This is a genomic window from Shinella sp. 838, assembly GCF_029623935.1.
Classification (GTDB): domain Bacteria; phylum Pseudomonadota; class Alphaproteobacteria; order Rhizobiales; family Rhizobiaceae; genus Shinella.
Genome location: NZ_JARSBQ010000001.1, coordinates 421402 through 436800 on the forward strand (window position 1 = coordinate 421402; position 15399 = coordinate 436800).

At 63.3% G+C, this 15399-nt stretch carries 11 protein-coding genes; 8 read left to right on the forward strand and 3 right to left on the reverse strand.

Features of this window, described 5'->3' with window-relative positions; genetic code table 11:
- Nucleotides 1–178: 178 nt before the first annotated feature.
- From glmM to serA, 5 genes are all read left to right on the forward strand, one after another.
- The gene (gene glmM / locus P9A16_RS01970; RefSeq protein ID WP_278025513.1) at nucleotides 179–1531 is read left to right on the forward strand and encodes a phosphoglucosamine mutase; all 1353 of its coding nucleotides are present in this window, start codon (nucleotides 179–181) and stop codon (nucleotides 1529–1531) included.
- 262 nt (nucleotides 1532–1793) lie between these two features.
- Entirely contained in the window at nucleotides 1794–2627 is an 834-nt protein-coding gene (locus P9A16_RS01975; RefSeq protein ID WP_023513693.1) for an outer membrane protein, read from the forward strand.
- A 206-nt stretch (nucleotides 2628–2833) separates the two neighbouring features.
- Entirely contained in the window at nucleotides 2834–3667 is an 834-nt protein-coding gene (locus P9A16_RS01980; RefSeq protein ID WP_023513694.1) for an outer membrane protein, read from the forward strand.
- Nucleotides 3668–3844: 177 nt separating this feature from the next.
- Entirely contained in the window at nucleotides 3845–5026 is a 1182-nt protein-coding gene (locus P9A16_RS01985; protein ID WP_023513695.1) for a phosphoserine transaminase, read from the forward strand.
- Between the two features lie 80 nt (nucleotides 5027–5106).
- The gene (gene serA / locus P9A16_RS01990; protein ID WP_023513696.1) at nucleotides 5107–6702 is read left to right on the forward strand and encodes a phosphoglycerate dehydrogenase; all 1596 of its coding nucleotides are present in this window, start codon (nucleotides 5107–5109) and stop codon (nucleotides 6700–6702) included.
- A 78-nt stretch (nucleotides 6703–6780) separates the two neighbouring features.
- Here the strand turns inward: serA and P9A16_RS01995 are convergent, their stop codons facing one another.
- Both P9A16_RS01995 and P9A16_RS02000 read right to left on the reverse strand, forming a co-directional pair.
- Nucleotides 6781–8592: a methyl-accepting chemotaxis protein gene (locus tag P9A16_RS01995; protein ID WP_037407927.1), complete on the reverse strand. Its 1812-nt coding sequence runs from the start codon at nucleotides 8590–8592 to the stop codon at nucleotides 6781–6783.
- 135 nt (nucleotides 8593–8727) lie between these two features.
- Nucleotides 8728–9621: a DMT family transporter gene (locus tag P9A16_RS02000; protein ID WP_024270819.1), complete on the reverse strand. Its 894-nt coding sequence runs from the start codon at nucleotides 9619–9621 to the stop codon at nucleotides 8728–8730.
- Nucleotides 9622–9844: 223 nt separating this feature from the next.
- Between P9A16_RS02000 and P9A16_RS02005 the strand changes: the two genes are divergently transcribed.
- From P9A16_RS02005 to P9A16_RS02015, 3 genes are all read left to right on the forward strand, one after another.
- Nucleotides 9845–11140, forward strand: a complete 1296-nt coding sequence (locus P9A16_RS02005) for an adenylosuccinate synthase (RefSeq protein WP_023517014.1) — start codon at nucleotides 9845–9847, stop codon at nucleotides 11138–11140.
- Between the two features lie 69 nt (nucleotides 11141–11209).
- A complete protein-coding gene (locus P9A16_RS02010; RefSeq protein WP_278025514.1) occupies nucleotides 11210–13414 on the forward strand; it encodes a hypothetical protein in 2205 nt (734 codons plus the stop codon).
- Nucleotides 13415–13605: 191 nt separating this feature from the next.
- On the forward strand, nucleotides 13606–14220 hold the full coding sequence (locus tag P9A16_RS02015; RefSeq protein ID WP_023515083.1) for a LysE family translocator: 615 nt from the start codon (nucleotides 13606–13608) through the stop codon (nucleotides 14218–14220).
- Between the two features lie 94 nt (nucleotides 14221–14314).
- On the opposite strand, the gene rpoH is transcribed toward P9A16_RS02015, so the two are convergent.
- Nucleotides 14315–15220, reverse strand: a complete 906-nt coding sequence (rpoH, locus tag P9A16_RS02020; protein ID WP_024270820.1) for an RNA polymerase sigma factor RpoH — start codon at nucleotides 15218–15220, stop codon at nucleotides 14315–14317.
- Nucleotides 15221–15399: the final 179 nt, after the last annotated feature.

The following is a 15399-nucleotide window of genomic DNA, read 5'->3' on the forward strand; positions in this document are numbered from 1 at the left end:
GCGCGGATTTATCGTTACCTTCTGCCCTGAAATGGGTGTGCGGGTGCGGCAGATTGAATGCGAAAGCCGTTCCGGAAAACGTGCGCAGCGGTTTTGCGTCCGGAATTGCGTAGAGACAAAAAGCCAGAGCAGGGCGTAGCGCAAAGCGCCGCCCAGGCCGGCGATTTCAGGAGTGAACATGAAACGTCGTTATTTCGGCACGGACGGTATCCGGGGACAATCCAACATCTTCCCGATGACGCCCGACCTTGCCATGCGGGTCGGCATCGCCGTCGGCACGATCTTTCGCCGCGGCGCGCACCGCCACCGGGTGGTGATCGGCAAGGACACGCGCCTTTCCGGCTACATGCTGGAAAACGCCATGGTCGCCGGCTTCACCGCCGCCGGTATCGATGCCTTCATCCTCGGCCCGATCCCGACGCCTGCCGTCGCCATGCTCACGCGCTCGCTGCGCGCCGATATCGGCGTGATGATCTCCGCCTCGCACAACCCGTTTTACGACAACGGCATCAAGCTCTTCGGCCCCGACGGCTACAAGCTCTCCGACGAAATCGAGATGGAGATCGAGGAGCTGCTCGACAAGGACATCACGGCGCAGCTCGCCAAATCCGCCGAGATCGGCCGGGCAAAGCGTATCGATGGTGTGCATGACCGCTACATCGAGCATGCCAAGCGCACGCTGCCGCGCGACACGACGTTGAAAGGCCTGCGCGTTGCGATCGACTGCGCCAACGGCGCCGCCTACCGCGTTGCGCCTGCTGCCCTCTGGGAACTCGGCGCCGACGTCGTGACGATCGGCCATGAGCCCGACGGCCTCAACATCAATCTCGACTGCGGCTCCACCCATCCCGAAACCCTGCAGCGCAAGGTGCACGAGGTGCGCGCCGATATCGGCATCGCGCTCGACGGCGATGCCGACCGCGTGCAGGTCATCGACGAGAACGGCAAGATCATCGACGGCGACCAGCTGATGGCCGCTATTGCCGAAAGCTGGGCGGCGGACGGCATGTTGCGTGGTGGCGGCATTGTCGCGACCGTCATGTCCAATCTCGGTCTCGAACGTTTCCTCACCGGCCAGGGCCTCAGCCTCCAGCGCACCAAGGTCGGCGACCGCTATGTCGTCGAGCACATGCGCCAGCACGACTACAATGTCGGCGGCGAACAATCCGGCCATATCGTGCTGTCCGATTTCGGTACGACTGGCGACGGCCTCGTCGCCGCCCTCCAGGTGCTCGCCTGCGTCAAGCGCAGCGGCAAGACGGTCAGCGAGGTGTGCAATCGCTTCGAGCCGGTGCCGCAGGTGTTGAAAAACGTGCGGATCAAGGCCGGTCAGCCGCTGGAGGACGCCACCGTTCGCCAGGCGATCGCCGACGCAGAAAGCGAACTTGCCCGCAATGGCCGCCTCCTCATCCGCCCCTCCGGCACCGAGCCGCTGATCCGCGTGATGGCGGAAGGTGACGACCGGGCGCAGGTGGAGCGCATCGTCGATGAGCTGGTGGACGTGATCGGCGCTGTACGCAACGCCGCCTGAGCCGCTCCGCCGCGTATTTCTTGAGAGGGTCGAAGCATTGCTTCGGCCTTTTCTTTTATCGGTAAGTCGTGGTGGCGGTTGTCGTGAAAATCCTTCGATTTTTATTTGTTGTTTACCGAATTCATGAACGGCCATTAACAAATACGGTAAATGTTTGTAGTTAATCGCCCCTTAACCTTTCCTCGCCATTATCCATGCCTGATCGAGGGACTTGGAATCCGGCGCGCCGGCCAACCCAAGCAAAGCCTATTGGAGCAAGGCCATGAGGAAAGTTTTGAGTGGCGTGGTTGCCGTCCTGCTGACGGGCACGTCGGGTTATGCGGCCGACATCTACCAGCCGGAGGTCATCGAAGCGCCGGTGCAGGAAACCGTCATCGAGACGGGCGGCTGGTATTTGCGCGGTGACATGGGCTGGTCCTACAACAAGATGCGCGGGGCCAACTTCTATCAGGGCTCGAACGATACCTATCGCAGCTTCGATTCCACGCGCCTGAAGAGCGGCTTTACCATCGGCGGTGGTGTCGGTTACCAGATCAACGACCACTTCCGCACGGACGTGACGCTCGACTACATGTTCAAGTCCAAGTTCAAAGGCTCGACGACGGGCGGTTGCGGCGTTGCGGTGAACTGCACCTCGACCGACGTCTCCTCGCTGACGGCCCTCAGCCTGCTCGCCAACGCCTATGTCGACATCGGCACCTACGGTATCGTGACGCCCTATGTCGGCGCGGGTATCGGCGGCACCTATGTGAACTGGAAGGGCCTCAAGAACACCTCGTGCGAAACGGGCGACCCGACCAACTGCGACCCGAGCTTCGATCACCGTGGCCGGAAGAGCTGGCGCTTCACCTACGCGCTGATGGCCGGCGCCTCCGTCGATGTCACCTGCAACCTGAAGGCCGACGTCGGCTATCGCTTCCGCCACGTCACCAAGGGCGACATGTTCGGCTTCAATGCCGGCGGCGGCCCGGGCTACGATAAGGGCTTCTACAGCCACGAAGCGCGTGCGGGTCTGCGCTACTCCTTCAACGGCTGCGACCAGCAGGCCTATATCCCGCCGGTCGAAATCCCGATCGAACAGCCGGTTTACAAGTAAGCCCGTTCTTTCGATTGTCCTGCAAGGCCGCCCTCCGGGCGGCCTTTCGCATTTCGGAACGTGCTGTGGATCCCGGTACTTAACCGTTTCTTCATGCCTTAAGATTTATGGTTAACCAATGGTGTAGGGCAGCGATCTCCTAAGGATGCGTGGTCGTGCGCCCATCACGCAACCGCCGGCCTGTCCGGCCTTGAGGGATCGAGACCATGTTCCGCCGCATTGCACCGCTTGGTATTGCCGTTCTTGCCGGCCTCGTCGCGACGAGTGCGCCAGCGAGCGATCTCGACATCATCAATGCGCCGGAAATCGATGTTTCCGGCAGCACGGTGGCCGAGGGCTGGTACATCCGCGGCGACCTCGGTTATTCCGGCTGGGTCAAGCACGACAAGCCGAACTACCGGATCGACGCCTTCGGTGCGACCTTCGCGGAAGGCGATTTCGACAATGCCCGCTTCTCGAAACCCGTGTCCTATGGCGTGGGCATGGGTTACCAGTTCAACAACTTCCTGCGCGCCGACCTGACGACGGATTTCTTCAACGGCTCGCTGCGCGGCAGCTCGAGCCTCGATTCGCCCTGCATCACCGCCCCGGCGGGCACGACCTGCCGTCTCGGCCAGAAGGCGGATTACAGCGCGGCCAACTTCCTCGCCAACGGCTATGTGGATCTCGGAACCTATGCCGGCATAACGCCCTATGTCGGCGCGGGTGCAGGCGTGACCTACATGAAATGGGACAGCTTCCGGACCAACGCGAACTGCCGGAACGACACGGGATCCTGCGCGGGCGCGACCTTCGACGAGATCCGCGTGAAGGGCGACGACAGCTGGCGCTTCACCTATGCGCTGATGGCGGGCGCCGCCATCGATCTCACCGAACGCGTCAAGCTGGATCTCGGCTACCGCTTCTCCGACATGGCGGGCGGCAAGGCCTTCGGCGGCAGTGCCGACGTGCCCGGTGTCGGCACCGTCAGCGTCAAGGGACGTGACGAGGGGTTCCAGAAGCACGAATTCCGTGCCGGTATCCGCGTCTCCACCTGGTAAGCGACCCCTTTTGTCTTGTGCAACGGCGCGTCGGGAAATCGGCGCGCCGTTTCCTTTGCGCCGGATCATTTTTCGTTTCCGACATATTCCGCTTGACTTGAGAGCGGCTCTTCCATATTCACGGCGGCGGGACACCCTTCCCCAACGAAGGGCTATCTATCTGGAAGGATAGCGATCATGACGAAGACCGTCACACCGCCGGACGTGCGTCCGAACAATACCCATTTCTCTTCTGGCCCTTGCTCGAAGCGCCCCAACTGGTCGCTCGACGCGCTTTCCGATGCTCCGCTCGGTCGTTCGCACCGCGCCAAGATCGGCAAGACCAAGCTCAAACAGGCCATCGACCTTACCCGTGAAATCCTGGAAGTGCCTGATGATTACCGCATCGGCATCGTGCCGGCCTCCGATACCGGTGCCGTCGAGATGGCGCTGTGGTCGCTGCTCGGCCCGCGCGGCGTAGACATGGTCGCCTGGGAAAGCTTCGGTTCGGGCTGGGTCTCGGATGTCGCGAAGGAGCTGAAGCTTCCCGACACGCGCAAGATTACGGCCGACTACGGCTTGCTTCCCGACCTTTCCACGATCGATTTCGACCGTGACGTGGTCTTTACCTGGAACGGCACCACCTCGGGCGTCCGCGTCCCGAACGCCGACTTCATCCCGGCCGACCGTCAGGGCCTCACCATTTGCGATGCGACCTCGGCCGCCTTCGCGCAGAACCTCGACTTCGCGAAGCTCGACGTCGTCACCTTCTCCTGGCAGAAGGTTCTGGGCGGCGAGGGCGCGCATGGCGTCATCATCCTGTCGCCCCGTGCTGTCGAGCGTCTCGAAAGCTACACGCCGGCCTGGCCGATGCCGAAGATCTTCCGCATGACCAAGGGCGGCAAGATCATCGAGGGCATCTTCCAGGGCGAGACGATCAACACGCCCTCCATGCTCTGCGTCGAGGACTATATCGATGCGCTCCTCTGGGCAAAGCAGGTCGGCGGACTCAAGGGCCTGATGGCCCGCGCCGACGCCAATGCCAAGGTCATCTTCGACTTCGCCGAGAAGAACGACTGGATCGCCAACCTCGCCAAGGACCCGGCGACGCGCTCCAACACCTCGGTCTGCCTGACGATTGCCGACAAGGACGTGCTGGCGCTCGACGCCGATGCACAGGCCGCTTTCGCCAAGGGTTTCGTTGCCCTGCTCGACAAGGAAGGTGTCGCCTACGACATCGGCGCCTACCGCGACGCTCCGTCGGGACTGCGAATCTGGACCGGTGCGACCATCGACACGGCTGATCTTGCGGCGCTGATGCCCTGGTTGACCTGGGCTTTCGAGACCCAGAAGGCGACGCTGGCCAAGGCTGCGGCCTGATTTTTTCGCGACCGGCTTCGTCCTCTGGGCGAAGCCACCTTTGATCTCATCTCCCTAGACTCAATTGAAGGAGGCCTCTCATGGCACCTCGCGTACTCGTATCCGACGAACTGTCGGAAACCGCCGTCCAGATCTTTCGCGATCGCGGCGTAGACGTCGATTTCCAGCCGCAGCTCGGCAAGGACAAGGACAAGCTCGCCGAAATCATCGGCAACTATGACGGCCTCGCCATCCGCTCCGCCACCAAGGCGACGGAAAAGCTGATCGCTGCTGCTGCCAACCTCAAGGTCATCGGCCGTGCCGGCATCGGCGTCGACAATGTCGATATCCCGGCCGCCTCGCGCCGCGGCATCATCGTCATGAACACGCCGTTCGGCAACTCGATCACCACGGCGGAACACGCCATCGCGCTGATGTTCGCCGTCGCCCGCCAGCTTCCGGCCGCCGACAGCTCCACGCAGGCCGGCAAGTGGGAGAAGTCGAAGTTCATGGGCGTCGAGATTACCGGCAAGACGCTCGGCGTCATCGGCGCCGGCAATATCGGCTCGATCGTCTGCTCGCGCGCCATCGGCCTCAAGATGCACGTCATCGCCTATGACCCGTTCCTCTCCAAGGAGCGCGCCGAGGAGATGGGCGTGAAGAAGGTCGAGCTCGACGAACTCTTTGCCGAAGCCGATTTCATCACCATGCATGTGCCGCTGACGGACAAGACGCGCAACATCATCGACGCGGCGGCCATCGCCAAGATGAAGGACGGCGTGCGCATCGTGAACTGCGCCCGCGGCGGTCTCGTCGTCGAGGCGGACCTTGCCGAAGCGCTGAAGTCCGGCAAGGTCGCCGGCGCCGGCTTCGACGTCTTCGAGGTCGAGCCTGCCAAGGAAAGCCCGCTCTTCGGCCTGCCGAACGTCGTCTGCACGCCGCATCTCGGCGCTTCCACCACGGAAGCGCAGGAGAACGTCGCCCTGCAGGTCGCCGAGCAGATGTCGGATTACCTGGTGCGCGGTGCTGTCTCCAACGCCATCAACATGCCGTCGATCACCGCTGAGGAAGCACCGATCCTGAAGCCGTTCATCCGGCTTGCCGACGTGCTCGGCGCTTTCGTCGGCCAGGTCACGGAAAGCGCGATCAAGGAAATCGAGATCCTCTACGACGGCGCGACGGCTTCGATGAACACCAAGGCGCTGACCAGCGCGGTGCTTGCCGGTCTCATCCGCTCGCAGGTCGCCGACGTCAACATGGTCTCCGCGCCGATCATGATCAAGGAAAAGGGCATCATCCTCTCCGAGGTCAAGCGCGACAAGTCGGGCGTTTTCGACGGTTATATCCGTCTGACGGTGACGACGGCCAACCAGACCCGCTCGATCGCCGGCACGGTCTTCTCCGACGGCAAGCCGCGCTTCATTCAGATCAAGGGCATCAACCTCGACGCCGATGTGGGCAACCACATGGTCTACATCACCAACACCGACGTTCCCGGCATGATCGGCTTCATCGGCACCACGCTGGGCGAAGGCGGCGTCAACATCGCCAACTTCCAGCTCGGCCGTGACAAGCAGGGCGGTGACGCCATCGCGCTGCTCTATGTCGATGCCGCCGTTTCCGAAGACGTGATGAACAAGCTTCGCGCCAACCCGGCGATCCGCCAGGTCAAGTCGCTGGTCTTCAACGTCGACTGATCGTCGTCCTCCCAAGACGAACAGAAAGGCCCGCCGGATGTCTCCGGCGGGCCTTTTCGTTGAGGTGTGCTGCGGCGGTCAGGCAGTGCGGCGCATCTCGCCGCGGCCGGAGCCGGCCAGCTGGAAGTGGGCGATGCGGCCGGCGAGCTGGCCGCTTTCCTGCGCCAGCGTCTGGCTGGCGGCCGAGGTTTCTTCAACCATCGCAGCGTTCTGCTGGGTCATCTGGTCCATCTGGTTGACGGCGGTGTTGATTTCCCGAAGGCCGACGGCCTGTTCCTGCGCTGCGGTCGCGATGGCGACGATGCGCTCGTTGATATCGTTGACACGGCGTTCGATATCGGCGAGCGAACTGCCGGTTTCCTCGACGAGGTTGACGCCGGCCGAGACCTCCGTCGTGGAGGCGTTGATCAGCGTCTTGATCTCCTTGGCTGCATTGGCTGAACGCTGGGCGAGCTCGCGCACTTCCTGGGCGACGACGGCAAAGCCCTTGCCGGCTTCGCCCGCACGGGCCGCTTCCACGCCGGCGTTGAGCGCGAGCAGGTTCGTCTGGAAGGCAATGTCGTCGATGACCCCGATGATCTCGCCGATCTTGGAAGAGGAGTGCTCGATGCGGCCCATCGCGTTGATCGCGTTGCGCACGACTTCGCTCGACTTTGCGGCGCCGGCGCGGGCTTCGGAAACCATGCGCTTGGCTTCCTCTGCGCGCGCGGTGGAGTTCTGCACGGCGGCGGTGATCTCGTCGAGTGCGGCGGCGGTCTCCTCCAGCGAGGCGGCCTGCTGTTCGGTGCGCTGTGACAGGTCGTTGGCTGCGCGGCTGATCTCGCCCGCACTGCCGTTTACCACGGCTGTGGATTCCGCGATGGCCGCGATGGTCGATTTCAGGGCATCGGTGGCACCGTTGAAGTCACGGCGGAGCTTTTCATAGTCGCGGCCAAGGTCCGGCACATCGACGGTGAGATCACCCTGGGCGAGGCGTTCCAGTGCGGAGCCGATGGTTTCGACGACACGCGACTGGCTGCGGGCGACGGCCGCCTGGCGCTCCTCGTTGGCACTGCGCTCGCCGTCGAGCAGACCCTGCTGCTCGCGCTGGCGGATTTCCAGCTCGTTGCGCTCGATGACGGAGTTGCGCAGCAGCACGAGTGCATCGGCCATGTTGCCGATCTCGTCCTTGCGGTCGGTATCCGGCACGGTGGAGTGCGTTTGGTTGCGCGAGACTTCGAGCATCACGTCCTTCAGGCGGTTGATTGGACGGCTGATCGAGCGGCCGATGGCGAGTGCGGCGAGAAGCGTTGCAGCGCCGGCAAGCAACGTGATGGCGATCGTCGTCGTCAGCGACGCATAATACTTCGCGGCAAGGTCGTCGGCATAGACGCCGGTGCCGATACCCCAGCCCCAGGGCTTGAAGCCCTGGATATAGGAGAACTTCTCGACCGGTTCACTCTGGCCCGGCTTGTCCCAATAGTAGTCGACGAAGCCGCTGCCGGGGTTTTGGGCGAGCTGGATCAGCTCGATGTTGAAGGCCTTGCCTTGCGTGTCCTTCAGCCCGCGCACATCCGTGCCGATCAGCTTGGCGTTCAGCGGATGCGCCACCATCATGCCGTCGAAGGAGTTGATGAAGAAATAGCCACCTTCGCCGAAGCGCATGGCCATGACGTCGGCGACGGCGCGCGTCTTGGCTTCCTCTTCGGAAAGCGCGCCGTCCTTGGCCAGCTTGTCATAGGAGGCGATGACGGAGATGGCGGATTCCGTGACGTTGCGCAGCATCTGGCGGCGCTCGTCGTTCACCTCCTCGTTGGCGGCCTGTGTCTTGTAGATCATGGCGGTAGCCATGAAGAACAGCGCCATGGCGGTGAGCAGATAGATGCGGGTGGAAATGCGGATGTTTTTCACGACTTGAAACTCGAATAGATCCATGCTGACGGCGAGTGCAACATTAAAAATCTAAACAAGATTTAAGTGACGGCCCCAGTTTTAGGGATGAACGTCCTGCGATTACAGGTTCTTACAGGTCATTTCTAACATCTGTCAGGTCTTCTTCTCTTTCGGTCGCCCCCATTCGGCTATCGCGATGCCGCCGAGCACGAGAAGAAGTGCGACGACATGGAACATGTGCATGGTCTCGCCGACAAGGGCCACGGACAGAATCGTGCCGAAGACCGGGATGGCATTGATGAAGAGGCCGGCCCGGTTGGCGCCGATCATCTCCACGCCGCGTACATAGAGCACCTGCGAGAGCAGGGAAGGAAAGATGCCGGCATAGAGCACGATGGCCCAGCCGGTCGTATCCGGGAAGATGGCGGCGCCGCGCGATACTTCCCAGAAGAAGAGTGGAATGGCACTGAGCAGCGCGCCGAAGGCCGGGGCGGCGATGAAGCTCTGCCAGTGCATCTCCGGTTTCCAGCGCAGCGAGACCGTATAGGCGGCGTAGACGATGCAGGCACCGAGCATCAATGCATCGCCGAAGTTGAATTCGAGTTCCGCCAAAGTCGAGAATTCGCCATGAGAGGCTGTTACCAGAACGCCGACCAGCGTGACGGTGAAGCCGAGGACCTGCGCGATCGAGGCCTGGATGCGGAAGAGCACGAAGTTGAAGACGAAGATCAGCATGGGGATGCCGGCCTGCTCGATGACGGCATTGATGGCGCTGGTATAACCGAGCGCCGTATAGAGCAGGGCGTTGAAGGCGGTGAAGCCCAGGGCACCGTAGAGCAGCAGCTGCAGCCAGTGCCTGCGGATCGCCGGCCAGTCACGTTTCACCTGCGGCAGCATGAGGATCAGGATGATGCTCAGTGCGACGATCCAGCGGAAGGTGGTCAGCACCATCGGACTGACATGGCCGACGGCAAGCTTGCCGGCCACCGAGTTCGCGCCCCAGAAAAGCGAGGTGATGCACAGGTAGAAATAGGCTCTGCTGTTCAAGGCAACTGGGTCCGGTGGGTGGAAGGATGCATGCAGGGCGGGCCGGCTGGCGCCTCACATAAGGTGAAAAAGCACGAGATGTCATGCAAAAAGCGGATTGTGGCCGTCATAACAGGGTCGCATTCCCAAAGACAACACAGTATAGATGCGCGGGTTTGTGTCAGGCGCGCGCGCATGTGTGCGTAACAGTAAAGCGCTCGCGCGCGAAAACGGGAAAGATGAAATGACGAACGTCGTGGTGGTCGGATCTCAATGGGGTGACGAAGGCAAGGGCAAGATTGTCGACTGGCTTTCCGAACGCGCGGATGTCATCGTCCGCTATCAGGGCGGCCACAATGCAGGTCATACGCTTGTTATCGATGGTGTCAGCTACAAGCTGGCGTTGCTGCCGTCCGGCCTCGTGCGCGGCAAGCTCAGCGTCATCGGCAACGGCGTCGTCGTCGATCCCCACCACTTCGTGGCGGAAATCGAGAAGCTGCGCGGCCAGGGCGTGAACATCACGCCGGAGATCCTGCGCATCGCCGACAACGCCCCGCTCATCCTGTCCCTGCACCGTGACCTGGACGGCTTCCGTGAAGATGCCGCCTCCAACAGCGGCACGAAGATCGGCACGACGCGCCGCGGCATCGGCCCCGCCTATGAGGACAAGGTCGGCCGCCGCGCCATTCGCGCCATCGACCTGGCCGACAAGGACGCGCTGCCGGCGAAGATCGACCGGCTGCTGACCCATCACAATGCGCTGCGGCGTGGTCTCGGCCTGCCGGAAATCTCGGTGGAATCGATCGAGAAGGAACTCACGGACGTCGCCGACCGCGTGCTGCCCTATGTCGATCAGGTCTGGCGCATTCTCGACGACCACCGCAAGGCCGGTTCCCGCATCCTTTTCGAAGGGGCGCAGGGCGCGCTGCTCGACAACGACCACGGCACCTATCCCTTCGTGACCTCGTCGAACACGGTCGCAGGCCAAGCCGCCGCCGGTTCCGGCCTCGGCCCGACGGCGATCGGCTACGTGCTCGGCATCACCAAGGCCTACACGACCCGTGTCGGCGAGGGACCGTTCCCCTGCGAACTCGATGACGAGATCGGCAAGCATCTTTCGACTGTCGGTCGCGAGGTCGGCGTCAATACCGGACGTCCGCGCCGCTGCGGCTGGTTCGATTCGGTTCTTGTCCGCCAGACCGTGAAGACCTCTGGTATCACCGGCATCGCGCTCACCAAGCTCGACGTTCTCGACGGCCTCGATGAGCTGAAGATATGCGTCGCCTACAAGCTCGATGGCCAGGAGATCGACTATCTGCCGGCCAACCAGGCAGCACAGGCCCGTGTCGAGCCGGTCTATATCACACTCGAAGGCTGGAAGCAGTCGACGGTCGGCGCGCGCAGCTGGGCGGATCTGCCGGCCCAGGCGATCAAATATGTACGCCAGGTCGAAGAGCTGATCGGCGCCCCGGTCGCGCTGCTTTCGACCAGTCCGGAGCGGGATGACACCATACTTGTGACTGACCCGTTTGAGGACTAATCTCAAGCTCAACACCAGTTCCGTGACGTATTCCAATGAGATAGCGAGCGGACACGACGGAAAGTTCTGATGGCGGATTTTGTAGCAGTCATTCGAAGGGCCGTGGATGGCCTCTCGGACAACAATGCCGAGATGCGGCAGAAGGTTTACGAGAAGGCTCGCGGTGCCGTCCGCCGGCAGCTCGAATCCATGAACCCGCGCCCTTCCGATGACCTTGTGAAACGCCAGCTCGACAAGCTTGAGGCGGCGATCGATAGCGTCGAGCTGGACCACGCCGAGGCGTTGCCGGCTGACGACGCCGCGCCCGAGCCCGTCGAAGAGGTGTTGCAACCGGAGCCGGTGGCGGAAGAAACCGCCGCCGTTGCCGAGCCTGAGGAGGCCGTTGCCGAGGCTGAGCGGGAGCCGGAGCATCACGAAGACCCTGTTGCCGAGCCCGTTGGGCAACCCAACGAGGACGAGCAGACCGCTGAGGAAGAGCCCGCCGCCGAGGCGCCGGCGGAAGAAATGCCGGCTGCCTATGCCGAATCCGAGCCTGTCGAGCCCGTTGCGGAAGACCGTGCCGAAGAGGAAGCGGAGCCAGCCGCCGTCGAGGCGCACAACGAGCCGTCCTGGCATGTCGAGGCTGCACCGGCCGATGACTATGTTCCCTCCTGGCAGGAGCCGGAGCAGGAATCTGCACGCAAGACCGATGCGGAGGAGACGGCTGCGGCCGTCGAGCCGCAGGCGCAGACCTATCCGGTGCATGACGAGCATGCGCCCGAAGCCGAACCGGTGGCGGATGCTCGCATGCCCGCGGCCGAAGCCCAGTGGAACTGGAACGAGGCGAGCGCTGCTGATGTGAGCGCCGAGAACCGTGCTCAGCCGGCCGAGACCCCTGTCGACCCGCTCGCCTGGGACTGGCCGGAGGAGAAGGCTGCCCAGCCGGCGGCAGTTCAGGGACAGGCAACGTCTTCCCGGGATTGGGGCGATCTTGACGAGCTTCTCGGCCACAGCCCGAAGGCTGGTGCGGCCGCAGCAGGTGCGGCCGTCGCGGCGGAGGCCGGGTTTGCCGATGCGACGCCGTCCACTCCCGTCGTGGAGACGGCGCGGGCGCCGCAGCGTTCCTTCCGCGCCGAGCCGCGCAAGTCGCGTATCAATGTCGCGGCGCTTGCAGCCGTGGTGGCGCTGGTCGCCATTGTCGGCGGGGCGGGTGCTGCCTACTGGTTCAACCGCGAAACGGTGAACGGCTGGGTCAACGAGCGCATTGCAGCGTTCACCGCTCCCTCCACCGAGACGCCGGCGGAAACCCAGAAGACGAACGAAACCGCCGAAGGCGGCCGCAATCTGCCGGCGAGCACCACGTCGGGCGAGACTGCCCAGACGCCGGACGGAGCCGGCGGCACGACGACGAACACCGAGGTCGCCGCGGCGACCCCGAGCGCCAACGGCAAGTTCACCCAACGCCTCCTGACGGACGGCACCGAGGTAGATGAAGGTCCGGCGGCCGCGCTTGACGGTGCGACGTCGGAGGAAGGCAAGTCGGTTGCCGCCCAGACGCCGGAAACGGCTGGCGTGACGACGGAAGGTGGCGCGGCCGCTGCCGGCGGCACGACGACGGGTGAAGCGACCCCGGGCACCACCGACGGCGCGGCGCAGACCCCTGCCGGTACCGGTGGCGCCACGACGACCGAGGGCGGCACGCCCGCTGCGACCGGTGAGCAGCCGGCGCTCGGTGTGACGCAGAAGATGTTCCTCTATGAGGAGCGCCTCGGCCAGACGGCGCCGACGGCGATCGAAGGCACGGTGGCATGGTCGAGCGCGGAAGAGTCGCCGGGTGGCGATGCCAAGCCCGAACCTGTGGTGCGCGCGCAGGTCAATGTGCCCTCGAAAGGTTTGACGGCACTGATCACCTTCCGCCGCAATGGCGACCGTTCGCTGCCAGCGAGCCATCTGGTGGAACTCGTCTTTTCGCTGCCGGAGAACTTCGAAGGCGGCGGCATCGAAAGCGTGCAGCGCGTGGCGATGAAGCGCACGGAGCAGGACCGCGGCGATGCGCTGATCGCCGTGCCGGCAAAGATCACCGACGACTTCCACATGATCGCGCTCAACGACTTCCCTGAGGCGATCGCCAAGAACATCGACCTCCTGCGCACCCGCAGCTGGATCGACATTCCGATCACCTATCGCAATGGCCGCCGCGCGCTGATTACGCTCGACAAGGGCACCGCGGGCGCGGAAGCCTTTGACAAGGTGATGAAGGCCTGGGCGACGCTGGGTGCGCCGGGCAGCCAGTAAGGGCGCGGACCTCTGATCGAGAAAGGGCCGGCAGCAATGCCGGCCCTTTCTTCGTTATGGGACCCGTTCCGAAAGCGCCGCGCGGCGGGCGCCGCTGCCGATCCTGCGCGTTGCCACGATTTCCACTTTCCCATCGGCGGGACTGGGCTATTCTACACCTCCGGAAGCGACTCATGACTTTCGGAGGTTCCATGGATTTCTCGACCTTACTTGCCTTTGCTGCGGCCTTTTTCGTGTTCGCCGCGAGCCCGGGACCTGACAATATGACGATCGTCGCCCGCACGATCTCGCACGGGGCGGCCTCGGGCATCGCCTATGGGGCCGGTACGGTTGCCGGCATTCTCATCTTCCTGACATTGGCCGCATTCGGTCTTTCCGTCATTGCTGCCGAGATGAGTGTCGTCATGACGATCCTGCGCTACGCCGGAGCGGCCTATCTGGTCTGGATGGGGGTGAAACTGTGGACGGCGATGCCCGTTGTGCCGGAGCTGCAACCGGTGGCCGAACGGCGTGGCCTGCTGAAGATCTTCGCGACCGGCATTGCGCTCAACCTGGGCAATCCGAAGATGCCGTTGTTCTACGTGGCACTCCTGCCGAATGTCGTCGGGGCGTCGCTGACCCCCGGCCATCTCCTTGTGCTGATGGCGGTGATCCTTGTGGTCGAGGCCGTGGTGATCGGCGGACATGTGATCCTTGCCGGCCGTGCCCGCAAGCTGCTCCGGACGCCTGCCGTTGTCCGCCGCATGAACCGCGCGGCCGGCGGTGTCATGGTGGGGGCCGGGGTGGCGGTTGTCGCGGCACGGTAGCCACCGATGCCAGGGCGCAGGCGATGGCGATAGCGCAAAGACAAAGGGGCCGGCAACGATGCCGGCCCCCTCCAATATCCAGGATGCGTTACCTTCAGGCGTCTTCGATTACGCGGACTGCGCGGGCCTGCTCGGCCGCATACTTCTGCACGGCTTCCTGTACCTTCTCGAAGGCGCGGACCTCGATCTGGCGGACGCGCTCGCGGCTGATGTCGAACTCGGTAGAGAGTTCTTCCAGCGTCACCGGATCCTCGGCGAGGCGGCGAGCCTCGAAGATGCGGCGTTCGCGCTCGTTGAGGACGCCCATCGCGCGCGCCAGCATGGCGCGGCGGGTATCCAGTTCGTCCTGCTCGATGAGCGTCTGCTCCTGGCTGTCGTGGTCGTCGACGAGCCAATCCTGCCACTGGCCGGATTCGCCCTCGCCGGCCTTGATCGGCGCGTTCAGCGAAGCATCGCCGGTGAGGCGACGGTTCATCGAAACGACTTCCTCTTCCGAGACCTTCAGCTTGGTGGCGATTTCCTTCACCTGGTCGGGCTTCAGATCGCCGTCGTCGATCGCCTGGATCTTGCTCTTCATGCGGCGCAGGTTGAAGAAGAGACGCTTCTGGTTGGCGGTCGTGCCCATCTTGACCAGCGACCACGAGCGCAGGATGTATTCCTGGATCGAGGCCTTGATCCACCACATGGCATAGGTCGCAAGGCGGAAGCCGCGCTCCGGATCGAATTTCTTGACGGCCTGCATCAGGCCGACATTGCCCTCCGAGACGACTTCGCCGATCGGCAGGCCGTAGCCGCGATAACCCATGGCGATCTTGGCCACGAGACGAAGATGGCTCGTGACGAGCTCATGGGCGGCAGTACGGTCGCCGTGCTCCTGGTAACGCTTGGCGAGCATGTATTCCTGCTGCGGCTCAAGCATCGGAAACTTGCGGATTTCATCGAGATAGCGGTTGAGACCACCTTCTCCAGCCGTGATCGACGGCAGCGTATTGCGGGCCATTCAGCACCCCTTTCTGAGACGGCTTCCATTCCGGCAAGCCTTGGTATGGAGCTTGATCCTGAAAACCGGATCCCCGTCAGCAACCATGCTCCCTGTGGGTCATGGCGATCCCACGATCCTATAGATAGGTATGGCAAAACAATGGTTCAAGGCGCCGCAGGCTTCACGGCTGCGTGAAG